The organism is Yonghaparkia sp. Root332, assembly GCF_001425665.1.
Lineage (GTDB): Bacteria > Actinomycetota > Actinomycetes > Actinomycetales > Microbacteriaceae > Microcella.
The window spans coordinates 706,744-727,483 of the sequence record NZ_LMCX01000002.1 but is presented as its reverse complement, the minus strand read 5'-3'; the positions used below and the strand labels follow the sequence as shown (position 1 = coordinate 727,483).

Annotated in this window: 21 protein-coding genes; all 21 read right to left on the bottom strand. The window is 72.4% G+C overall.

The window, feature by feature from the left end; translation table 11 throughout:
* Window positions 1-11 precede the first annotated feature (11 nt).
* Window positions 12-1,205: a methionine adenosyltransferase gene (gene metK / locus ASC54_RS11075; protein WP_055861175.1), complete on the bottom strand. Its 1,194-nt coding sequence runs from the start codon at window positions 1,203-1,205 to the stop codon at window positions 12-14.
* 61 nt (window positions 1,206-1,266) lie between these two features.
* Window positions 1,267-2,475, bottom strand: a complete 1,209-nt coding sequence (gene coaBC, locus ASC54_RS11070; RefSeq protein WP_055861172.1) for a bifunctional phosphopantothenoylcysteine decarboxylase/phosphopantothenate--cysteine ligase CoaBC — start codon at window positions 2,473-2,475, stop codon at window positions 1,267-1,269.
* 10 nt (window positions 2,476-2,485) lie between these two features.
* Window positions 2,486-2,743 (bottom strand): DNA-directed RNA polymerase subunit omega, encoded by a 258-nt coding sequence (rpoZ, locus tag ASC54_RS11065; protein WP_055861168.1) that lies wholly within the window; start codon window positions 2,741-2,743, stop codon window positions 2,486-2,488.
* Window positions 2,744-2,830: 87 nt separating this feature from the next.
* A complete protein-coding gene (gene gmk / locus ASC54_RS11060) occupies window positions 2,831-3,739 on the bottom strand; it encodes a guanylate kinase (RefSeq protein WP_055899054.1) in 909 nt (302 codons plus the stop codon).
* A complete protein-coding gene (gene pyrF, locus ASC54_RS11055; RefSeq protein ID WP_055899051.1) occupies window positions 3,736-4,569 on the bottom strand; it encodes an orotidine-5'-phosphate decarboxylase in 834 nt (277 codons plus the stop codon). The genes gmk and pyrF overlap by 4 nt, the downstream gene beginning before the upstream one ends.
* Window positions 4,566-7,862 carry a carbamoyl-phosphate synthase large subunit gene (gene carB, locus ASC54_RS11050; RefSeq protein WP_055861159.1) on the bottom strand — a complete coding sequence of 1,099 codons (3,297 nt, stop codon included), beginning with the start codon at window positions 7,860-7,862 and terminating at the stop codon, window positions 4,566-4,568. The genes pyrF and carB overlap by 4 nt, the downstream gene beginning before the upstream one ends.
* Before the next feature lie 3 nt (window positions 7,863-7,865).
* The gene (gene carA, locus ASC54_RS11045; protein WP_055861156.1) at window positions 7,866-9,029 is read right to left on the bottom strand and encodes a glutamine-hydrolyzing carbamoyl-phosphate synthase small subunit; all 1,164 of its coding nucleotides are present in this window, start codon (window positions 9,027-9,029) and stop codon (window positions 7,866-7,868) included.
* Window positions 9,026-9,577: a hypothetical protein gene (locus ASC54_RS11040; RefSeq protein ID WP_055861153.1), complete on the bottom strand. Its 552-nt coding sequence runs from the start codon at window positions 9,575-9,577 to the stop codon at window positions 9,026-9,028. Before ASC54_RS11040 ends, carA begins: the two co-directional genes overlap by 4 nt.
* Window positions 9,570-10,910, bottom strand: coding sequence for a dihydroorotase (locus ASC54_RS11035; protein ID WP_055861150.1), 1,341 nt, complete (start codon window positions 10,908-10,910; stop codon window positions 9,570-9,572). The genes ASC54_RS11040 and ASC54_RS11035 overlap by 8 nt, the downstream gene beginning before the upstream one ends.
* Window positions 10,907-11,860, bottom strand: coding sequence for an aspartate carbamoyltransferase catalytic subunit (locus tag ASC54_RS11030; protein WP_055899048.1), 954 nt, complete (start codon window positions 11,858-11,860; stop codon window positions 10,907-10,909). Before ASC54_RS11030 ends, ASC54_RS11035 begins: the two co-directional genes overlap by 4 nt.
* Complete coding sequence (gene pyrR, locus ASC54_RS11025) at window positions 11,857-12,387, bottom strand: bifunctional pyr operon transcriptional regulator/uracil phosphoribosyltransferase PyrR (RefSeq protein WP_055861144.1); 531 nt, start codon at window positions 12,385-12,387, stop codon at window positions 11,857-11,859. Before pyrR ends, ASC54_RS11030 begins: the two co-directional genes overlap by 4 nt.
* 67 nt (window positions 12,388-12,454) lie before the next feature.
* Window positions 12,455-13,396, bottom strand: coding sequence for an ABC transporter permease (locus ASC54_RS11020; protein ID WP_082515059.1), 942 nt, complete (start codon window positions 13,394-13,396; stop codon window positions 12,455-12,457).
* A 2-nt stretch (window positions 13,397-13,398) separates the two neighbouring features.
* The gene (locus tag ASC54_RS11015; protein WP_055899042.1) at window positions 13,399-14,427 is read right to left on the bottom strand and encodes an aliphatic sulfonate ABC transporter substrate-binding protein; all 1,029 of its coding nucleotides are present in this window, start codon (window positions 14,425-14,427) and stop codon (window positions 13,399-13,401) included.
* 72 nt (window positions 14,428-14,499) lie between these two features.
* Window positions 14,500-15,315, bottom strand: a complete 816-nt coding sequence (locus tag ASC54_RS11010; RefSeq protein WP_055899039.1) for an ABC transporter ATP-binding protein — start codon at window positions 15,313-15,315, stop codon at window positions 14,500-14,502.
* Between the two features lie 148 nt (window positions 15,316-15,463).
* The gene (gene nusB / locus ASC54_RS11005; protein WP_055861130.1) at window positions 15,464-15,889 is read right to left on the bottom strand and encodes a transcription antitermination factor NusB; all 426 of its coding nucleotides are present in this window, start codon (window positions 15,887-15,889) and stop codon (window positions 15,464-15,466) included.
* Complete coding sequence (efp, locus tag ASC54_RS11000) at window positions 15,890-16,453, bottom strand: elongation factor P (protein ID WP_055861127.1); 564 nt, start codon at window positions 16,451-16,453, stop codon at window positions 15,890-15,892.
* Window positions 16,454-16,524: 71 nt separating this feature from the next.
* Window positions 16,525-16,983 (bottom strand): type II 3-dehydroquinate dehydratase, encoded by a 459-nt coding sequence (gene aroQ / locus ASC54_RS10995; RefSeq protein ID WP_055861124.1) that lies wholly within the window; start codon window positions 16,981-16,983, stop codon window positions 16,525-16,527.
* A gap of 40 nt (window positions 16,984-17,023) precedes the next feature.
* Complete coding sequence (gene aroB / locus ASC54_RS10990; protein WP_055899035.1) at window positions 17,024-18,115, bottom strand: 3-dehydroquinate synthase; 1,092 nt, start codon at window positions 18,113-18,115, stop codon at window positions 17,024-17,026.
* Window positions 18,112-18,660: a shikimate kinase gene (locus tag ASC54_RS10985; RefSeq protein WP_235451460.1), complete on the bottom strand. Its 549-nt coding sequence runs from the start codon at window positions 18,658-18,660 to the stop codon at window positions 18,112-18,114. Before ASC54_RS10985 ends, aroB begins: the two co-directional genes overlap by 4 nt.
* Window positions 18,661-18,666: 6 nt before the next feature.
* Window positions 18,667-19,869 (bottom strand): chorismate synthase, encoded by a 1,203-nt coding sequence (aroC, locus tag ASC54_RS10980; protein WP_055861117.1) that lies wholly within the window; start codon window positions 19,867-19,869, stop codon window positions 18,667-18,669.
* 35 nt (window positions 19,870-19,904) lie between these two features.
* Window positions 19,905-20,738, bottom strand: a complete 834-nt coding sequence (locus ASC54_RS10975) for a shikimate dehydrogenase (protein WP_055861113.1) — start codon at window positions 20,736-20,738, stop codon at window positions 19,905-19,907.
* Between the last annotated feature and the right edge of the window lie 2 nt (window positions 20,739-20,740).

Here is a 20,740-nt window from a genome sequence, read left to right as displayed (position 1 = left end):
GATCGGCGCGTTCAGAGCCCCGCGGCGGCGCGGAGGTCGTCGACGCGGTCGGTGCGCTCCCATGTGAAGCCGGGCAGCTCGCGCCCGAAGTGCCCGTAGGTGGAGGTCTGGGCGTAGATCGGACGCAGCAGGTCGAGGTCTCGGATGATCGCCCCGGGGCGCAGATCGAACACCTCGCGGATCGCGCCGATGATGCGGCTCTCCGGCACGTGGTGCGTGCCGAAGGTCTCGACGTAGAGGCCCACGGGCGCGGCGGTGCCGATCGCGTAGGCGACCTGGACCTCGAGCCGGTCGGCGAGACCGGCGGCGACGGCGTTCTTCGCGACCCAGCGCATCGCGTAGGCGGCCGAGCGGTCGACCTTGGACGGGTCCTTCCCCGAGAAGGCACCGCCGCCGTGACGGGCGGCGCCGCCGTAGGTGTCGACGATGATCTTGCGGCCGGTGAGGCCCGCGTCCCCCTGAGGGCCGCCGATCACGAAGCGACCGGTGGGGTTGATGAGAACCCGCGGCGCGTGGTCGCCGAAGCCGTGCTCCTCGAGCACGGGACGGATCACGCGGGCCTCGACCTCATCGCGCAGCTGCGCGGTGGAGACGCGCTCGGCGTGCTGCGTCGAGAGCACGACGGTCTCGATCGTCCGAGGGGTGTGGCCCTCGTAGCCGACGGTCACCTGCGTCTTGCCGTCAGGGGCGAGGTAGTCGAGCTCGCCCGTCTTGCGCACCGCCGCGAGGCGCTCGGCGAGGCGGTGGGCCAGCCAGATCGGCAGCGGCATGAGCTGCGGGGTCTCGCGCACCGCGTAGCCGAACATGATGCCCTGGTCGCCCGCGCCCTGAGCGTCGCCCGCGTCGGCGCTCGACTGCTCGCGGTGCTCGAACGCGTCGTCGACGCCCTGCGCGATGTCGGGCGACTGGCCGCCGATCGAGATCGAGACGCCGCATGAGCGCCCGTCGAACCAGACGTCGGAGGAGGTGTAGCCGATGTCGGTGACGCGCTTGCGGACGATGCCGGGGATGTCGACGTAGCCGGAGGTCGTGACCTCCCCCGCGACGTGCACGAGGCCCGTCGTGACGAGCGTCTCGACGGCGACCCGGGCGTTCTCATCCACCGCGAGGAGCGCGTCGAGGATCGAGTCGGAGACCTGGTCGCAGATCTTGTCGGGGTGCCCCTCCGTGACGGATTCGGAGGTGAAGAGGCGGAGATCGGACATACCGAGATGGTCCCGTCGTGTGTCGAGGAGGATGGTGGGGTGCCGCGCCCTGCGCGGCGATTCAGTCGAGCGCGTCGAGGATACGGTCGGCCACCGACAGCTTGTCGCCCGAGGCTGTGGAGACCACGCTACCGGCCGCGTCGAGGATCATGACGTCGTTGGTCGTGGTGCCGAAGCCCTCGCTCCAGCCGACGCGGTTGACCACGAGGAGGTCGACGCCCTTGCGCGCGGCCTTCGCCGCCCCGAGGGCCCGCAGGGCCTCGGCATCCGCCTCGGTCTCGGCCGCGAAGCCGACGATGCGCTGGCCGGCCGCCCGCTGGGAGGAGAGCGTCTGCAGGACGTCGGGCGTGCGCTCGAGCGCGAGCGTGAGCGTCTCGCCGATCGCGTCCTTCTTGAGCTTGCCCTCGGCCACCTCGCGGGGCCGGAAGTCGGCGACCGCGGCCGCCATGATGATCGTGTCGTGCGCGGGCGCGAGCCGGCGCATGGTCGCGAGCAGCTCCTCCGTCGTGCTGACCGCCTCGACGATCGCGCCGTGCGGCGCGTCGACCTCGAGGTGCGCGGCGACGAGGGTGACCTCGGCCCCGCGGGCGAGCGCAGCCTGCGCGAGCGCGACGCCCTGCCGGCCGCTGGAGCGGTTGCCGATGAAGCGCACGGGGTCGAGGGGCTCGCGCGTGCCCCCGGCCGAGATGAGGATGCGGCGGCCGGCGAGATCGCGCGGGCCCGCCGCGCGCAGGGCGACGGCCACGATCTCGTCGGGCTCGCTCATGCGGCCCGCGCCGGAGTCCTGGCCCGTCAGCTGGCCGGAGGCGGGGCCGACGATCACGACGCCGCGCGAGCGCAGCGTCTCGATGCTCGCGCGCGTCGCCGCGTTCTCCCACATCTCCGTGTGCATCGCGGGCGCCACGACGAGCGGGGCGCGGGAGGCGAGGACGGTCGTGCCCAGCAGGTCGCCGGCGAGGCCGGCGGCGAGCGATGCGAGGGTGTGCGCCGTCGCCGGAGCGATGACGATGAGGTCGGCGCGCTGGCCCAGGGCCACGTGCCGCACCTCCGCGACGCCCTCGTAGAGGTCGGTGTGCACCGGGTTGCGGCTGATCGCCTCGAGGGTCGGGCGCCCGACGAAGCGCAGAGCGCCCTCTGTGGCGACGACGTGGACGTCGTGCCCCGCGAGCACGAGAGCGCGGACGACGCCGACGGCCTTGTAGGCCGCGATGCCGCCGGTGATGCCGACGACGATCGTGAGGCGCCGCGCGGCGCCCTCGACCGCGGTCACGCGATCAGCCTCAGTCGGCCAGGCGGGTGAGGACGAGCTTGTCCTCGCTGATCTCGTGGAGCGCGACGGAGAGCGGCTTGTCGTCGACGGTCGAGTCGACGAGCGGGCCGACGTTGTCGAACAGGCTGCCCTCGTGGAGGTCAGCGTAGTAGTCGTTGATCTGGCGCGCGCGCTTCGAGGCGAAGATCACGAGCTGGTACTTCGAGTCGACCTTCGAGAGGAGCTCGTCGATGGGCGGGTCGATGATTCCCTTGGACTTGTCAGCCATGTCTGCTCCGTAGATCGTTCGTTCCGTGGCGTGCCGCTGGCCTCGTGGGCCGGTCGGCGGTGCTGCCGAGGGGCGGCGTGCGAGCGCTCAGGCGCGCGACGGCGCTCCGGGCACTGCGAGCAAGTCTACGACCTCTGCGGCCGCGCGGCGCACATCGTCGTTCACGACGAGCACGTCGAACTCCTCCTGGGCGGCGAGCTCGACGCGCGCGGTCTGAAGTCGACGGGCCTGCTCCTCCGGGCTCTCGGTGCCGCGACCGACCAGTCGGCGCACCAGCTCCTCCCAGCTCGGCGGCAGCAGGAACACCAGTGTCGCCTCCGGCATCGCAGCCCGCACCTGCCTGGCGCCGTCGAGATCGATCTCCAGGAGCACGCTGCGGCCGCTCGTGAGGGCCTCCTGCACGGGCCCGCGCGGCGTGCCGTAGCGCGAGAGGTTGTGCACGACGGCCCACTCGAGGAACTCGCCGCCGTCGACCATGGCGTCGAATCGGTCGTCGTCGACGAAGAAGTAGTGCACGCCGTCGACCTCGCCGGGGCGCGGACGGCGGGTCGTCGCCGACACGCTCAGGTGCACCTCGGGGAAGTTCTCACGGATGAACGTCGACACCGTGCCCTTGCCGACCGCGGTCGGGCCCGCGAGCACCACGAGCCGGCCGTGGCCGGGCACGGCCGAGCGCTGCTTGAGCCACGCGCGCAGCGCCGCGCGCTGACGATGGCCGAGTCCGCCCAGGCGCTTCACGGGCGCGATTCCCAGTCGGTCGAGGACCGTGAGCGTGCGGGCGGGGCCGAGGCCCTTGAGAGTGCCGAGGAGGTCGCGGACGCGCATCCCCCCCTCGACGCCGCTCGGATCGCGCCAGGCCGCCTCCGCGACATCGAGCGCGGAGCGGCGGGCGGCACGGACGTCGTCCTTGACCCCGGCGCGCGCCCGTCGCGCGGCCACCGCCGCGCGCGAGGCGGCGGCGCGGTCGACCTCGGGCATGCCGTCGGCGGCGCTCATGCTGCGAGCTCCGAGCGGTGAGCGTCGATCGCGGCGGCGACCCCGTCGGGGCCGGCGGCGAGCACGCTGCGGGAGACGCTCGGGATGACCGTCCCGGCGGCCGCGCCGAAGATCGAGCGGATGTCCGCGAGCCGGGCGCCCTGCGCGCCGAAGCCGGGGGCGAGGATCGGGGTCGAGGAGAGATCGACCCCGTCGATGCCGGAGTCGCCGAGCGGGCGCGTGGCGCCGATGACGAGGCCGATGTCGCCCCACTCCCCCGCGTCGGCCGAAGGCGCGTTGCGCCGGGACGCCTCGAGCGCGATCGCCGCGGCGACCGTGCCGCCCTCGCTCGTGCGAGCGGACTGGATCGCGACGCCCTCGGGGTTCGAGGTCGAGGCGAGGACGAACACGCCGTTGCCGGCCTCCTGCGCGATCCGGATGAGCGGGTCGAGCGCGCCGAGGCCGAGGTAGGGCGCGACCGTCAGCGCGTCGCTCTCGAGCGGGGCGCCGGGGGCGAGCCACGCGGCCGCGTACCCCTCGGCGGTCGAGCCGATGTCGCCGCGCTTGGCGTCGCCGATCACGATGAGGCCCGCGGCGCGCGCCGAGCGGATGACCTCCTCCAGCACGGCGATGCCCGCCGAGCCGAAGCGCTCGAAGAACGCCGCCTGCGGCTTGACGATGCCGATGCGCGGCGCGGCGGCGTCCACGACCCTCAGGGCGAGCTCGCGCGCGCCCGCGGCGGTGTCGGGCAGACCCCAGGCGCGCAGGAGGGCGGCGTGCGGGTCGATGCCCACGCACAGCGCGCCCCGCGCATCCGTCGCCGCGCGCAGGCGCGCCCCGAGACCGATCATGCGCGCGCGGCCCGGGCGATCGCGTAGTCCTGCAGGCTCGTGACGGTGATCGGCTCGTCGCCGCTCTCGAGCGAGGCGACGGCCGCGCCGACCTGCGCGATCGTCGTGAACAGCGGGCGGTCGGCCGCGACGGTCGCGGTGCGGATCTCGAAGCCGTCGGCGCGCGCGCTGCGGCCGCTGGGCGTGTTGATGACGATGTCGACCTCGCCGGCGTTGATGAGGTCGACGACCGACGGCTCGGCGCCCTCGGGCGCCTGCTGGCCCTCGAAGTGCTTGCGCACGACGCGCGTGGCGATGCCGTAGCGCGCGAGGACCTCCGCGGTGCCCTCGGTCGCCCAGATCGCGAAGCCGCGCTGGGCGAGCCGCAGGACGGGCAGCACGATCGCGCGCTTGTCCCGGTCGGCGACCGACACGAACACGACACCCGAGTCGGGCAGGCCCCCGTAGGCGGCAATCTGGCTCTTCGCGAACGCCCGCGGGAAGTCGCGGTCGATGCCCATGACCTCGCCGGTCGAGCGCATCTCGGGGCCGAGCACGCTGTCGACGATGCGACCCTCGGCGGTGCGGAACCGCTTGAACGGGAGCACGGCCTCCTTGACGGCGACGGGCGAGTCGAGCGGGACGACCGAGCCGTCCGTCTCGGGCAGCAGACCTGAATCGATGAGCGAGCGGATGCTCGATCCGGCCATCACGAGGCTCGCAGCCTTGGCCAGGGGGATCCCGAGGGCCTTCGACACGAAGGGCACGGTGCGCGAGGCGCGCGGGTTCGCCTCGAGAACGTAGAGGACGCCCGCGCCGATCGCGAACTGCACGTTGAGGAGGCCCCGCACCCCGATGCCCTCGGCGATCGCCTGGGTCGCCTCGCGGACGCGGTCGATGATGCCGCGGCCGAGCGTCACGGGCGGGAGGGTGCACGCGGAGTCGCCGGAGTGGACCCCGGCCTCCTCGATGTGCTCCATGATGCCGCCGACGTAGAGCCGCTCGCCGTCGTAGAGCGCATCGACGTCGATCTCGACCGCGTCGTCCAGGAAGCGGTCGACGAGCAGCGGCATGCCGGGGCCGATGATGGCCTGGTCGCGCACGCGATCGAAGTAGTCCACGAGGGAGCCGGAGTCGTAGACGATCTCCATGCCGCGGCCACCGAGCACGAAGCTCGGGCGGACGAGGACCGGGTAGCCGATCTGCTCGGCGACGGCGACCGCCGAGTCGACGTCGGTCGCGGTGCCGTTGCGCGGGGCGATGAGTCCCGCCTCGTCGAGGATGCGCGAGAAGGCGCCGCGCTCCTCCGCGAGGTCGATCGCGTCGGGGCTCGTGCCGAGGATGGGGATGCCGGCGTCGGCGAGGCCGTGCGCGAGTCCGAGCGCTGTCTGACCGCCCAGCTGCACGATCACTCCCACGAGCTCGCCGCTCTGCGACTCGGCGTGGATGACCTCCAGGACGTCCTCGAGCGCGAGCGGCTCGAAGTAGAGCCGGTCGGAGGTGTCGTAATCGGTCGACACCGTCTCGGGGTTGCAGTTGATCATGATCGTCTCGAAGCCCGCGTCGCGCAGCGCGAAGCTCGCGTGCACGCACGAGTAGTCGAACTCGATGCCCTGGCCGATGCGGTTGGGGCCGGAGCCGAGAATGACGACCTTGCGGGCCTCGCTCGGGGCGACCTCCGTCTCGAGGTCGTAGCTCGAGTAGTGGTACGGCGTGAGAGCGGGGAACTCGCCCGCGCACGTGTCGACGGTCTTGAACACCGGGCGGAGTCCGCTCGCGTGGCGGATGGCGCGGATGTCGCGCTCGGTCAGGCCGCGCAGCTCGGCGAGCTGGGCGTCGCTGAAGCCCTGCTCCTTCGCCTCCCGCATGAGCTCGGGGTCGAGGGCGTCGGCGGTGCGGACGACCTCCGCGAGCTCGTTGATCGCGACGATCTGGTCGACGAACCACGGGTCGATGCCCGTGGACTCGAAGACCTCGTCGATGGTCGCCCCCGCGCGAAGCGCCTGCTGGACGGTGACGATGCGGCCGTCGGTGGGCGTCGCGGCGATCGCGAGCAGCTCGTCCTTGTCGCCGGGCTCGCCGGCCCAGTGGAAGCTGCTGCCGCGCTTCTCGAGCGAGCGGAGCGCCTTCTGCAGCGCGGTCGCGTAATTGCGACCGATCGCCATGGCCTCGCCGACGCTCTTCATGGTCGTCGTGAGGCCCGCGTCGGCGGCCGGGAACTTCTCGAACGCGAACCGCGGCACCTTCACCACGACGTAGTCCAGGGTGGGCTCGAAGCTCGCCGGGGTGACCTTCGTGATGTCGTTGGGGATCTCGTCGAGGCGGTAGCCGATCGCGAGCTTCGCGGCGATCTTCGCGATCGGGAAGCCCGTGGCCTTGGAGGCCAGCGCGCTCGAGCGCGAGACGCGCGGATTCATCTCGATGACGATGATGCGGCCAGTGGCGGGATCGACGGCGAACTGCACGTTGCAGCCGCCGGTGTCGACGCCCACGTCGCGGATGATGCGGATGCCGATGTCGCGCAGCTTCTGGTACTCGCGGTCGGTGAGGGTGAGCGCCGGCGCGACCGTGATCGAGTCGCCCGTGTGCACTCCGACGGGGTCGACGTTCTCGATCGAGCAGACGACGACCGTGTTGTCGGCGCGGTCGCGCATGAGCTCGAGCTCGTACTCCTTCCAGCCGAGGATCGACTCCTCGAGGAGGACCTCGGTCGTGGGCGACTGGTGGAGGCCGTCGGCGACCATGCGCTCGAGCTGCTCGCGGTCGTAGGCGAAGCCCGAGCCGAGGCCGCCCATCGTGAACGAGGGGCGGATCACGAGGGGGTAGCCGAGGTCCTCGGCGAAGCCGATCGCCTCGTCGACCGTGTGCGCGATGTGGCTGCGCGCGACATCGGCGCCGGCGTCGAGGACGAGCTGCTTGAAGAGCTGGCGGTCCTCCGCCTTGTGGATGGCGTCGAAGGAGGCGCCGATGAGCTCGACGCCGTACTTCTCGAGGATGCCGCGGTCGTGCAGGGCGATCGCGGCGTTGAGGGCCGTCTGGCCGCCCAGCGTGGGGAGGACCGCGTCGGGCTTCTCCTTGGCGATGATCGCCTCGATCACCTCGGGGGTGATGGGCTCGATGTAGGTCGCGTCGGCGAAGTCGGGGTCGGTCATGATCGTCGCCGGGTTCGAGTTGACCAGGATGACGCGGATGCCCTCGGCTCGCAGTACGCGGCAGGCCTGAGTCCCGGAGTAGTCGAACTCGGCCGCCTGGCCGATGACGATCGGCCCGGAGCCGATCACGAGCACGGAGGTGATGTCGTCGCGCTTGGGCATGTCTCAGGCGTCCTTCTGGTCGTCGCGCTCCGCCGCGCGGCCGACGTGCTCGAGCACGACCTCGCGGAAGCGGTCGAAGAGGTAGGTGGAGTCGTGCGGGCCGGCGGCCGCCTCGGGGTGGTACTGCACCGAGAAGGCCGGGATGTCGAGCGCCCGCAGGCCCTCGACCACCTGGTCGTTGAGGCCCACGTGGCTCACCTCGACGCGGCCGAAGCCGGCGGGGCTGTCCACGACGCCCTCGACGGGCGCGTCGACGGCGAAGCCGTGGTTGTGGGCGGTGATCTCGATGCGGCCGGTCTGCTTGTCGAGCACCGGCTGATTGATGCCGCGGTGGCCGAAGGGCAGCTTGTAGGTGCCGAAGCCGAGGGCGCGGCCGAGCAGCTGGTTGCCGAAGCAGATGCCGAAGAAGGGCGTCCCGTCCTTCAGGACGTCCTGCAGCAGGCTCACGTGGGCGTCGCTCGCGGCGGGGTCGCCGGGGCCGTTGGAGTAGAACACCGCGACGGGGTCCAGGGCGCGCAGCTCGTCGATCGTCGTCGACTGCGGCAGCACGTGCACCTCGAAGCCGCGCTCGGCGAGGTGGCGCAGCGTCGAGGCCTTCACGCCCAGGTCGAGCACCGCGAGGCGCCCGATGCTCTCGCCGACGGCGGGCACGACCATCGCCTCGTCGACCGAGACCTCCGCCGACAGGCTGCGGCCGCTCATCGCCGCGCTCGCGCGGACCTCCGCGAGCTGGGCGTCGGGGTCGAGGGCCGCGTCGTCGCCGGAGAAGATCCCCGCGCGCATGACGCCCGCATCCCGCAGTCGGCGCGTCAGCGCGCGCGTGTCGATGCCGCTGATGCCCACGATGCCCTGGGCCTCGAGCTCGTCGTCGAGGCTGCGCTGCGCGCGGTGGTTCGAGACGATGCGCGAGGGGTCGCGGACGACGTAGCCGTCGACCCAGATGCGGCGGCTCTCCGGGTCCTCGTCGTTCATTCCCGTGTTGCCGATGTGCGGCGCGGTCTGCACGACGATCTGGCCGGCGTAGCTGGGGTCGGTCAGGGTCTCCTGGTAGCCGCTCATGCCGGTCGCGAAGACGGCCTCGCCGAGCGCGCGGCCGCGGGCGCCGTACGCGCGGCCCCGGTAGCGGGTGCCGTCCTCGAGCACGAGGTAGGCGGGAGCGTGGGTCACGAGGGGTGCCTTTCTGTCGGGGCGGGCGTCTCCGGCGATTCCTCGGGCGGGATGCTCGGCGCGAGCGTCGCCAGGGCGGCGAGCAGCTCGTCCGTGGCGTCGATCGCCCGAGCGTCGGTGACGCGGAAGTAGCTGTCGACCTCGGCGTCGCCGAGGCGCCAGGCGAGCATGACGAGCCCGCCCTCCTCGACGACTCGGTCGATGGTCCAGGTGGCGCGGCCCGAGCCGCGGACGTCCGCTCGGGCGACGAGCCAGGGCTCGCGACCGTCGATGGCGATGACGGCGCCCTCGGGGTGCACGGCGACCTCGCCGCGCGCGCGGAACCCGAGACCGTGCACCGCGACGCGGTCGAGCGGGTCGCCCGCGCGCGTCGTCGCGACGTACAGAACGGGCACGCGGATGCTCGCCTCGCCGATCGTCGCAGGAACGGGCCGCGGCGCGCCGATGTCGCCCTGCCGGGCCGCGCGCCGCCGCCAGCCGAGCAGCATGAGCGCGAGCGCCAGGAGGATGATGGCGACGATGATCGCGGTCGAGACGCCTCTATCCACGGGCGTCCTCCCGGAGGCCGGCCCAGGCGGCGACGACCTCGTCGGCGGGGCGGAGGTCGCCGTCGAGCACCGTGGCGACTCCCCCGTGGACGGTCGCGACGATGGTGCCGGCGAGCTCGACGCCCGTGTACGGCGTGTTCCTCGAGCGGCCGCGCAGATCGTCGGTCGACCAGGTGCGTCGGGCGGCGGGATCGACGAGCGTCACGTTCGCCGGCGCGCCCTCGGTGAGCGGGTCGGCGTAGCCGTCGAGGCGCCCGATGGCCGCGGGAGCGCTCGACATGACGCGGGCGAGATCCTCCCAGCCGAGCATCCCCGTCTCGATCATGGTCGTCTGCAGGACGGGCACGGCCGATTCCAGGCCGACCATGCCGAAGGCCGCCTCAGCCCACGTGCACTCCTTCGCCTCGGCGGGGTGCGGGGCGTGGTCGGTCGCGACGATGTCGATCGTGCCGTCGGCGAGCGCCTCGCGCAGGGCGCGCACGTCGTCGTCGCGGCGCAGCGGCGGGTTGACCTTGAAGCGGGCGTCGTAGCCGCGCGCGAGGTCCTCGGTGAGCAGCAGGTGGTGCGGGGTGACCTCCGCGGTCACGGCGATGCCGCGGGCCTTCGCCCAGCGGATCACCTCGACGCTGCCCGCGGTCGAGAGGTGGCAGACGTGCAGGCGCGCTCCCGTGTGCTGGGCGAGGAGGACGTCGCGGGCGATGATCGACTCCTCGGCGACGGCGGGCCAGCCGGCGAGGCCGAGCTCGCCCGAGAGCGCGCCCTCGTTCATCTGGGCGCCCTCGGTCAGGCGGGGCTCCTGCGCGTGCTGGGCGATGACGCCGTCGAAGGTCGCGACGTACTCGAGCGCGCGGCGCATGAGGAGCGCGTCGTGGACGCACCTCCCGTCGTCGCTGAAGACGCGCACGCTCGCGCGCGACCGCGCCATCGCGCCGATCTCGCTCAGCCGCTCGCCCTCGAGGCCGACGGTGACCGCGCCGATCGGGCGCACGGTCGCGTACCCGTGCTGCAGGCCCAGAGCGTGCACCTGCTCGACGACGCCCGCGGTGTCGGCGACGGGCGAGGTGTTCGCCATCGCGAAGACGGCGGTGAAGCCGCCCGCGGCCGCGGCTCGGGTTCCGGTGAGCACCGTCTCGCTGGCCTCGCCCCCGGGCTCGCGCAGGTGGGTGTGGAGGTCGACGAGGCCGGGGAGCGCGACGAGGCCGTCGGCGTCGATCACGCGCTCGTCGAGCTCGGGGGTCAGGCGGCCCGTCGCGGCGATCCGGCCGCCGCGGATCCGGATATCCTCCCGCGTCTCGCCCAGGAGGGTCGCGCCGCGGATCAGCAGACCGGTCATGCCCGCTCCTCCGACGATCCGGCGACGAGGAGGTAGAGCACTGCCATGCGGATGAACACCCCGTTCGTGACTTGAGCGAGCACCGTCGACGCCGAAGAGTCGGCGGCCGCGGACGAGATCTCCAGCCCCCGATTCATCGGGCCGGGGTGCATCACCATCGTATCGGGGCCGAGGAGGGCGAACCGCTCGGCCGTGAGCCCCCACTCGCGCGCGTACTCGCGGCCGGAGGGGAAGAAGGCGGCGTGCATGCGCTCCTGCTGGATGCGCAGCATCATGACGACGTCGGGGCCGAGCGCGAGCGCCGGCTCGAGGTGCTCGTGCACCGTGACGGGCCAGGTCTCGACGCCGCTCGGCAGGAGCGTGCGGGGCGCGACGAGGTGCACCTCGGCGCCGAGCGTCGACAGCAGCCACACGTTCGAGCGCGCGACCCGCGAGTGCACGACGTCGCCGACGATGACGACGCGCATCCCGGCGAGGTCGCGCTCGCGGGAGTCGGCGCCGTAACGCCGCTGCCGCATCGTGAAGGCGTCGAGGAGCGCCTGCGTCGGGTGCTCGTGCGTGCCGTCGCCGGCGTTGAGCACGTGCGCGTCGATCCAACCGGCGTGGGCGAGCAGGTGGGCGGCGCCCGAGCCGTGGTGCCGCACGACGATCGCGTCGGCGCCCATCGCCTGCAGCGTCTGCGCGGTGTCCTTGAGGCTCTCGCCCTTGGAGACGCTCGAGCCCTTCGCGCTGAAGGTGATGACGTCGGCGCTCAGGCGTTTGGCGGCCGACTCGAACGACAGGCGCGTGCGCGTGGAGTCCTCGAAGAACAGGTTGACGACCGTCTTCCCGCGCAGAGTCGGCAGCTTGCGCACCTCGCGGTCGGCGGTCCGTGCCATGTCCTCCGCGATGTCGAGGATGCTCACGGCCGTCGCGCGGTCGAGGTCGCGAGTGCTCAGAAGATGCTTCACGGCTCGATCGTCACCTCCTCGACGCCGTCGACGTCGGCGAGTCTCACGCTCACGCGCTCGCTCATCGAGCTCGGTAGGTTCTTGCCGACGAAGTCGGCGCGGATGGGCAGCTCCCGGTGGCCGCGGTCGACGAGAACCGCGAGGCGCACGGCCCGGGGCCGGCCGTGGTCGGCGAGGGCGTCGAGCGCGGCGCGCACGGTGCGGCCCGAGTAGAGCACGTCGTCCACGAGGACGACGATCGCGTCGTCGATGCCCTCGTCGGGGATGCGCGTCGGTGCGGGCGCCCGCGTCGGCGTGCGGGCGAGGTCGTCGCGGTAGAGCGTGATGTCGAGCGAGCCGACGCTCGAGGTGCCCGGCTCGATCTCATCGACGATTCGCTGGATCCGCTCGGCGAGAACCGTGCCTCGCGTCGGGATGCCGAGGAAGACGAGCCGGCCATCGCCCCGCCGGGATTCCAGCACCTCATGGGCGATGCGGCGCAGAGCGCGCGTGATGTCAGCGTCGTGGAGCACGATGCGTGCTGTCACTCCTGACCTCCTTCCCCGCCTCACAGGACGGTGCTTAAAGCAGGTCGAACGTGCTCAGTCTAGCGGGTCAGCTCCAGCGCTTGAGCAGGGCCCTCTCCCCCAGACCGACGAGGGCGTCGGAGGTCTTGCCGAGGATCGCCAGGAGCAGGATCGCGAGGAAGATGCGGTCGGTGCGACCGTTGTTCGCCGAGTCGGTGAGCAGGAAGCCGAGACCCATCGAGGAGGCCAGCAGCTCGGCCGCCACGAGGAACAGCCACGCCTGCGCGAGAGCGAGCCGCAGACCGGAGATGACGGACGGCACGACGGCCGGCAGCTGCACCGTCGTCAGGAGCGCCAGACGTCCGAGCCCGAAAGCGCGCCCGGCCTCGACGAGGTGGGGGTCCACGTGACGGAGCGCGGCCGAGACCGTCGTGTAGACGGGGAACGCGGCGCCGATCGCGATGAGCGTGATCTTGGGCGTCTCGAAGATGCCGAGGAACACCGTGAGCAGCGGCAGCCACGCGAGCGACGGCACGGCTCGGATCGCGCCGAGCGTGGGCGCGAGCATCCGGTCGGCGACCCCCGAGAGCCCGACGACCGCACCGAGCGCGAGACCGATGCTCGCGCCGATCGCGAAGCCCAGGAGCACGCGCTGGAGCGAGATGAGGATGTACGTGCCGAGCAGGCCCTGATTCGCGAGCTCGACCCCTGCACCCACGACCTGCGCGGGCGACGGCAGGAGGTAGTCGGGGATCGGCGTCAGCTCGGACGCGAGCAGCCAGACGAGGAGAAGGACGCCCGGAACCACGAGTCCGAGCAGGACGGTGCCGACGCTCACGCGACCGGCCCCTCCACGGCCCAAGCCCGTCCCCGCGGCGGAGAACCCTTCGAATCCGGCCCAGCCGAACAGCGTCACCCGACGGCCGGCGTTCGCACGTTCCCCGTCGGCCGGTTCTCGCGACGCGGCTTCGCGCCCCTCCGTGGTGGAGGGGCGCGAGACCGGAGCGCCGCCGCGCTCGTCGAAGCTCATGCTCAGCCGACCTCGTCCGGGTCGGCGGCCGTGGCGAACTCGTCGTTGAAGAGCGACTCGAGCGCCGCATCGATCTGCTCCTGGCCGGCGACGTCGCCGCTCTCGACGAAGATCGGGCCGATGATCTCGAGAACGTCGCGCTGAGCGTCGCCGGGGACGTTGTCGATATCGATCACGGTGCGCTCGATCGTGGCTTCGGCGATCGCGACGTCGATGCCCGCGACCTCGGCGAGGATCGCCGCGGTCTCCTCCGGGTTCTCCAGCGCCCAGGCGCGCGCCTTCTCGTAGGCGTTCACGACGAGCTGCGCGAGGTCGGGGTGGTTGGTGATGAAGTCCTCTGTGGCGTTGAGGAAGCCGTAGGAGTTGAAGTCGACGTTGTCGTAGATGATCTCGGCGGCGCCGTTCGCGACGGAGGTCGACAGCAACGGGTCGAGGCCCGACCACGCGTCGACGGCGCCGGTCTCGAGGGCCGTCTTGCCGTCGGCGTGCTGCAGGTTCTGCAGGTTGATGTCGGAGAGCGACAGGCCCGCCTCCTGCAGCGCCTGCAGGAGGAAGAAGTACGGGTCGGTGCCCTTCGTGGCGGCGACCGTGCGGCCGGCGAGGTCGGAGACCTCATCGATGTCGGAGCCGGTCGGCACGAGGATCGCGGACCAGTTGGGCTGCGTGTAGATGTCGATCACCTGGATGGGGCTGCCGTTCGACCGCGCGAGGAGCGCGGCCGAGCCGGCGGTCGAGCCGACGTCGATGGCGCCGGCGCGCAGCGCCTCGTTGGCCTTGTTCGAGCCGGCCGACTGGACCCACGTGACGGTGACGTCGTCGCCGAGCTGGTCCTCCAGCCAGCCCTGCTCCTTGATGATGAGGCTCAGCGGGTTGTAGGTCGCGAAGTCGAGCGTCAGCTCGGTCGATGACCACTCTGCGCCCTCGGTCGGCTCAGGAGCAGCGGCCCCCTCCCCCGCGACGCAGCCGGTCATGGCCATGGCCGCCGCGGCGAGCGTCGCGGTGAGCAGGGTCAGACGGGAGCGGGTGGTCATCGTGGTGCCTTTCGGTTGTCGGTCGAGCGACCGGCGGTGGTGGTGTGGGGTGGGATGGTGCGGTCGTGCGGTCTAGCGGTCGTGGTGGCTCGGGACCCCGAGGGCGTCGAGCAGCTGCGCCCGGAGGCGCGCGAGCACCGTCGAGGCGCGGTCGCGCGGGCGCGTGCCGGGGACCTCGAGGATGCGGCTGATGGTCGCGCCCGGGCGGTCGAAGCGCGTGCCCAGGAGGACGATGCGATCGGCGAGGGTGAGCGCCTCGTCGACGTCGTGCGTCACCAGCACGATGGTCGTGGGCTCGGCACGGTGGATGTCCACGAGGAGGTCCTGCATCGTCAGGCGCGTGAGCGCGTCGAGGGCGCCGAACGGCTCGTCGAGCAGGAGGACCCCCGGGTTGCGGGCGAGCGCGCGGGCGAGGGAGACGCGCTGGGCCATGCCGCCGGAGATCTGGCGAGGCTTCAGGTCGGCGGCGTGCGAGAGCTGGACGAGCTCGAGCAGCTGGGCGACGCGGGCGCGACCGACGGCGCGGTCGGTGCCGCGCGGGAGACCCAGCTCGATGTTGCGAGCGACGGTGCGCCACGGGAGAAGCCGGGGCTCCTGGAACGCGACGGCGCAGCGCTGGTCGGCGGCGGCGATCCGCGTGCCGTCGATCGTGAGCGTGCCCGACGTCGGGCGGTCGAGACCGGAGATCTGCCGCAGCAGCGTGGACTTGCCGCAACCGGAGGGACCGAGGAGCGCGACGATCTCACCGGGGGCGATCTTCAGCTCGACGTCGCGCAGCACGAGCCTCTCGGGCTCGCCCGGCGCTCCCGGGAAGGAGCGGCCGACGCCGTTGAGCGACACCGGCAGGGCCGGGGTCATCTGCGCGGGAGCGATCGCGGTCGAGGTCATGCGTTTCACGGTACGGATGCCTCGTGACCGTGACAAAGGCGGTCGCAACGCGGGGAAACGCGACGACACACGGCGTCACATTCCGTCGCGATGACGCCTCGCGGATCCGCCCCGGTGGCAGTGCCCCCGTCGCGTCGCGGGCGCGCCGCTAGGAGGCCGAGCGGTGCAGGTCGTCGGCGATCGCGCCGAGCACGCCGTTGACGAAGCCCGACGACTCGTCGGTGGAGAGCACGGTCGCGAACTCCACCGCCTCGTCGATCGCGACCGCCGCGGGCACGTCGGGGTTGTGCACGAGCTCCCATACCGCGACGCGCAGGATGGCGCGGTCGACGGCGGGCATGCGGCCGAGGGTCCATCCGACGGCGTGCGATTCGATCAGCCGGTCGATCGCGACCGCGTTGTCGGCGACGCCGCGCACGATGTCATAGGCGTACGGCCAGCTCGACGAGCGCTGCGGCTGGGCGGCCGCCCGCTCGCCCTCCTCGCGGAGGATCTCGTCGAGCGACGACTGCCGGACGTCGGCGATGAAGAGCATGTCGAGGGCCCGCTTGCGGGCCTTCGTGCGGGCGCCCACCTACTCGGTGACGCGGCCGAGGTAGTCCCCGGATCGCGTGTCGACCTTGACCTTGGTGCCGGTCTCGAGGAAGAGGGGCACCTGGATCTCATAGCCGGTCTCGACCGTCGCGGGCTTGGTGCCGCCGGTCGAGCGGTCGCCCTGCAGGCCCGGCTCGGTGTAGGTCACCTCGAGCACGACCGAGGCGGGCAGCTCGACGTAGAGCGCCTCGCCCTCGTGCATCGCGATCGTGACCATCTGATTCTCGAGCATGAAGTTCTTGGCGTCGCCGACGATCGCGGCCGGAACCGTGACCTGGTCGTAGTCCGTGGTGTCCATGAAGACGAAGTCGGCGCCGTCCTGGTACAGGTACTGGTAGTCGCCGCGATCGACGGTCGCGAAGTCGACCTTGAGTCCGGCGTTGAAGGTCTTGTCGACGAGCTTGCCCGAGCGGACGTTGCGCATCTTGGTGCGCACGAACGCGCCCCCCTTGCCGGGCTTGACGTGCTGGAACTCGACCACGTTCCAGAGCTGCCCGTCGATGCTGAGAACGCTGCCGTTCTTGATGTCGTTCGTCGTGGCCATGAGCGTTGGGGTATCCGTTTCCGTGCTGGTCTCGACGTGGGTGCACGCCGACGTGGAAGTCTAGTCGAGACCTAGAGCGCGCCGGTGATGCGGGCGAGAGCGAGGCGGTACGAGCCGAATCCGAAGCCCGCGATGACGCCCGTCGCGACGCCCGAGATGACGCTCGTGTGCCGGAACTCCTCGCGGGAGTGCGGGTTCGACAGGTGGACCTCGATGAGCGGGAGCCCCGCCTTCGTCACGAGCGCGGCCGCGTCGCGCAGCGCGTACGAGTAGTGCGTGAAGGCCGCGGGGTTGAGAATGACGGCGCTGCCGGTGTCGACGGCCTCGTGCAGCCAGCCGATCAGCTCGGCCTCGTCGTTCGTCTGCCGTAGGTCCAGGGCGACCCCCTCGGGCGCGGCGCCCGCGAGCTCGGCGCGCAGGTCGTCGAGCGTCCCGGTGCCGTACACGTCGGGCTCGCGCGTGCCGAGCCGGTTGAGGTTCGGCCCGTTGAGCACGAGCACGCGACCGGGGCGGGGGGCGGGGTCGGTCATGCGCTCACTGTACCGAGCAGCGAGGCCGGGGGACGCGAGGTCACTCCCCCACCTCCTGGTAGGCGGCGAACAGCATCGACTCGTCGGTGCCGTTGAGCACGCGGGGCCGCCCGATGTCGTCGAGGATGATGAAGCGCAGCATCCCGGCGCGGGCCTTCTTGTCGCGCTGCATCGTGGCGAGGAGCGTCTTCCAGCGCCCGAGCGGGTAGCTCGTCGGCAGCGTGAGCGAGGCGAGGATGCGCCGCGTGCGGTCGACGGCCTCCGCCGGCAGCGAGCCGGCGAGGTGCGAGAGCTCGGCGGCGAAGACCATCCCGATCGCGATCGCGGCGCCGTGCCGCCAGCGGTAGCGCTCCGCGTGCTCGATCGCGTGCCCGAGCGTGTGGCCGTAGTTCAGGATCTCGCGGAGGCCCTGCTCGGTGAAGTCGTCGCTCACGACGTGCGCCTTGACGCGGATGCTGCGCTCGATCAGTTCGCGGAAGACGGGCGTCGCCGGGTCGGTCGCGATCGTCACATCGGCCTCGAGCAGATCGAGGATGACGGGGTCGGCGATGAACCCCGCCTTCGCGACCTCGGCGAACCCGGCGAGGATCTCGTTCTGCGGCAGGCCGTCCAGGAGGTCGAGATCGACGATGACGGCGCGCGGCGCGTAGAAGGCGCCGACGAGGTTCTTGCCCTCCGCGGTGTTGATGCCGGTCTTCCCGCCGACGGCGGCGTCGACCATGCCGAGCACGGTCGTGGGAACCTGGATGAGCGGGACGCCGCGCAGCCACGTGGCGGCCACGAACCCGGCGAGGTCGGTGGTCGCGCCGCCGCCGAGCCCGAGCACGGCATCCGTTCTCGTGAAATCGGTCTGGCCCATGACCTGCCAGCAGAAGGCGGCGACCTCGACGCGCTTGGCGCCCTCGGCGTCGGGGACCTCGGCGAGGAGCACTTCGATGCGCCCCGCGAGCTGCTCGCGCAGGCGCTCGGCGACGGGCGCGAGCGGCGGGGCGTGCACGACGAGTATCTTCGCGACGGTCGGCGGCAGGTGCGCGTCGATCGTGCCGATGAGCCCGCGGCCGACCGTGATCGCGTAGGGGTCGACGCCCGCGACCTCGATGACGGTGGGGGCGGTGCCGGTGTCGGTGCTCATGCGGGGTCTCCTGCGGGGTCGGGATTCTCGCGCACGGTCGCCCAGTCGGCGATCTCCGCGGCGATGCGGTCGATGGGGCGGGTCGAGGTGTCCCAGACGGCTGCGGCGAGCCGCTCGTACACGGGGCGGCGCCGCTCGACGAGCGCGACCCAGGCCTCCACGCTCGCGCTGAGCGGCCGGGAGCTCTTCTCGAGGCGCCCGGCGACGGCGTCGGGCGTCGCGGTGAGAAGGACGACCGGGAGCCCGGAGAGCTGCGCCTGCGTGTCGGGGTCGAGCACGGCTCCCCCGCCGAGCGAGACGACGGCGCGGTGCCGGAGGGCGTCGGCGACAGCGGCGCGCTCGAGCGCGCGGAAGTGCGGCTCGCCGTGCTCGGCGAAGATCTCGGGGATGGGCCCGTGCGCGGCCGCCACGACCTTGTCGGTGTCGATCACCGGCAGGTCGAGGATGCGCGCGACGCGCCGGCCGACGCGGGACTTGCCGGCGGCCGGCGGTCCGATGAGCACGACGGCGGGCACGCCGGGGGCGGCGCCGACGCTCTCAATCACGCGGCTTCACTCCCCCGTGCTGACGGCGGTCGCGAGGTTCCCGGGCATCGCGGCGAGGTAGCCCTCGAGGTTGCGGCGGGTCTCGGCGACGGAGTCGCCGCCGAACTTCTCCAGCACGGCCTCGGCGACGACGAGCGCGACCATGGCCTCGGCCACGACGCCGGCCGCGGGCACGGCGCACACGTCGGAGCGCTGGTGATGGGCGGGGGCGGCGTCGCCCGTCGCGACGTCGATCGTGCGCAGGGCGTGGGGCACCGTCGCGATCGGCTTCATGCCCGCGCGGACGCGGAGCACCGTGCCGGTGGACATGCCGCCCTCCGTGCCGCCGGCGCGGTCGCTCACGCGCTCGATGAGGCCGTCGCCGACGACGAGCTCGTCGTGGGCCGCCGAGCCGCGGCGCCGGGTGGTCTCGAAGCCGTCGCCGACCTCGACGCCCTTGATGGCCTGGATGCCCATGAGCGCGGCGGCGAGCCTCGCATCGAGTCGGCGGTCCCAGTGGACGTACGATCCGAGACCCGGGGGCACTCCGTAGGCGAGCACCTCGACGACGCCGCCGAGCGTGTCGCCGGTCTTGTGGGCGTCGTCGACCTCGGCGACCATCCGCTCGCTCGTCTCGGGATGCAGGCAGCGCAGCGGGTCGGCATCGAGGCGGTCGACGTCGTCGGGCCGCGGCAGCGGCGCGCCGTCGGGCACCCGGACGGGGCCGATCGAGAGCGTGTGGCTCACGAGCCGGATTCCGAGCTCGCCGAGGAACGCGCGCGCGACGGCCCCGAGGGCGACGCGGGCGGCGGTCTCGCGCGCGCTCGCGCGCTCGAGGACGGGGCGCGCCTCGTCGAAGCCGTACTTCTGCATGCCGACGAGGTCGGCGTGGCCGGGCCGGGGGCGCGTGAGCGGCGCGCCGCGCCCGCCCGAGAGCTCGGCCGGGTCGACCGGGTCGGGGCTCATGACGGTCGTCCACTTGGGCCACTCGGTGTTGCCGATGCGCAGTGCGACGGGGCTGCCCATCGTGCGGCCGTGCCGCACGCCGCCGGAGATCGAGAGCTCGTCCTGCTCGAACTTCATGCGCGCGCCGCGGCCGTACCCGAGCTTGCGGCGCTGCAGGTCGGTCTGGATGGCCTCGCGCGTCACCGGAACATCGGCGGGCAGGCCCTCGATGACGGCGATGAGCTCGGGTCCGTGGGATTCTCCGGCGGTCAACCAGCGCAGCATGGCTCCATCCTCCCACGCAGCGGATGGGGCTCCGGTCACGCGAGCGCGGCCGCCATCGCGGTCTCGACCTCCGCCTCGCGGTCGAGCGGATGCTCGGTCTGACCCGAGACGAAGAACCGCACCTGGCGCACCGCCTGGTGCAGCAGCATGTCGCGGCCCGAGGCGACGCGACCTCCGGCCTCGAGCCACTGCGCCGCGAGCGGGCCCGGCCAGGGGTGGTAGGTCACGTCGAGCGCAACGGCCTCGCGCCGCGCGCTCTCCGGAAGGTCATCCGTGAGCTCGACGCCGTTGGGGAGCGTCCAGGCCACGACGTCGGCGCCCTCGACGACGTACGCCAGCTGGTCGAGTCGCACGGCGTCCAGCTCGAGCATCAGCTCCTCCGCGAGGTCGCGCAGCCCGCCCGCTCGCGCGGGCTCGCGGACCGCGACGGTGACCGAGCGGAGGCCGAGCCCGTCGAGCGCGACGAGCACCGAGCGTGCGGTGGCTCCGGCGCCCGCGATCACGGCGTGCTCGGCCCTCTCGAGGCCGGCGTCGCGCAGCGCGCGCTCGACCCCGGCGACGTCGGTGTTGCGCACGATGCGCCGTCCGTCGTCCGCGAGCAGCAGCGTGTTGGCGGCGCCCGTGAGTGCGACGATCCGGTCGCACTCGTCCGCCAGGCGCGCCAGCTCGTCCTTGAGCGGCATCGTCGCCGAGATGCCGCGCCACGAGCCATCGAGTCCGTCGACGAAGCCGCGCAGCTCGTGCTCGCGCACCTCGTGCCGCTCGTAGACCCAGTCGAGCCCGAGCGCCCGGTAGGCGGCGGCGTGCAGCGCTGGGGAGAGGGAGTGCGCGATCGGCGAGCCGACGACGGCGAGACGGCGGATGCTCATCC

Bases quoted from the DNA above. Each gene is read 5' to 3' on its own strand.
- carB (WP_055861159.1), bottom strand. From the start codon at position 7,862: ATGCCCAAGCGCGACGACATCACCTCCGTGCTCGTGATCGGCTCCGGG.
- ASC54_RS10975 (WP_055861113.1), bottom strand. From the start codon at position 20,738: ATGAGCATCCGCCGTCTCGCCGTCGTCGGCTCGCCGATCGCGCACTCC.
- gmk (WP_055899054.1), bottom strand. From the start codon at position 3,739: ATGAGCGCCGCCGACGGCATGCCCGAGGTCGACCGCGCCGCCGCCTCG.
- aroC (WP_055861117.1), bottom strand. From the start codon at position 19,869: ATGCTGCGCTGGTTGACCGCCGGAGAATCCCACGGACCCGAGCTCATC.
- aroQ (WP_055861124.1), bottom strand. From the start codon at position 16,983: ATGACCGACCCCGCCCCCCGCCCCGGTCGCGTGCTCGTGCTCAACGGG.
- rpoZ (WP_055861168.1), bottom strand. From the start codon at position 2,743: ATGGCTGACAAGTCCAAGGGAATCATCGACCCGCCCATCGACGAGCTC.
- ASC54_RS11015 (WP_055899042.1), bottom strand. From the start codon at position 14,427: ATGACCACCCGCTCCCGTCTGACCCTGCTCACCGCGACGCTCGCCGCG.
- ASC54_RS11020 (WP_082515059.1), bottom strand. From the start codon at position 13,396: ATGAGCTTCGACGAGCGCGGCGGCGCTCCGGTCTCGCGCCCCTCCACC.
- efp (WP_055861127.1), bottom strand. From the start codon at position 16,453: ATGGCCACGACGAACGACATCAAGAACGGCAGCGTTCTCAGCATCGAC.
- metK (WP_055861175.1), bottom strand. From the start codon at position 1,205: ATGTCCGATCTCCGCCTCTTCACCTCCGAATCCGTCACGGAGGGGCAC.
- ASC54_RS11035 (WP_055861150.1), bottom strand. From the start codon at position 10,910: ATGACCGGTCTGCTGATCCGCGGCGCGACCCTCCTGGGCGAGACGCGG.
- ASC54_RS11010 (WP_055899039.1), bottom strand. From the start codon at position 15,315: ATGACCTCGACCGCGATCGCTCCCGCGCAGATGACCCCGGCCCTGCCG.
- pyrF (WP_055899051.1), bottom strand. From the start codon at position 4,569: ATGATCGGTCTCGGGGCGCGCCTGCGCGCGGCGACGGATGCGCGGGGC.
- aroB (WP_055899035.1), bottom strand. From the start codon at position 18,115: ATGAGCACCGACACCGGCACCGCCCCCACCGTCATCGAGGTCGCGGGC.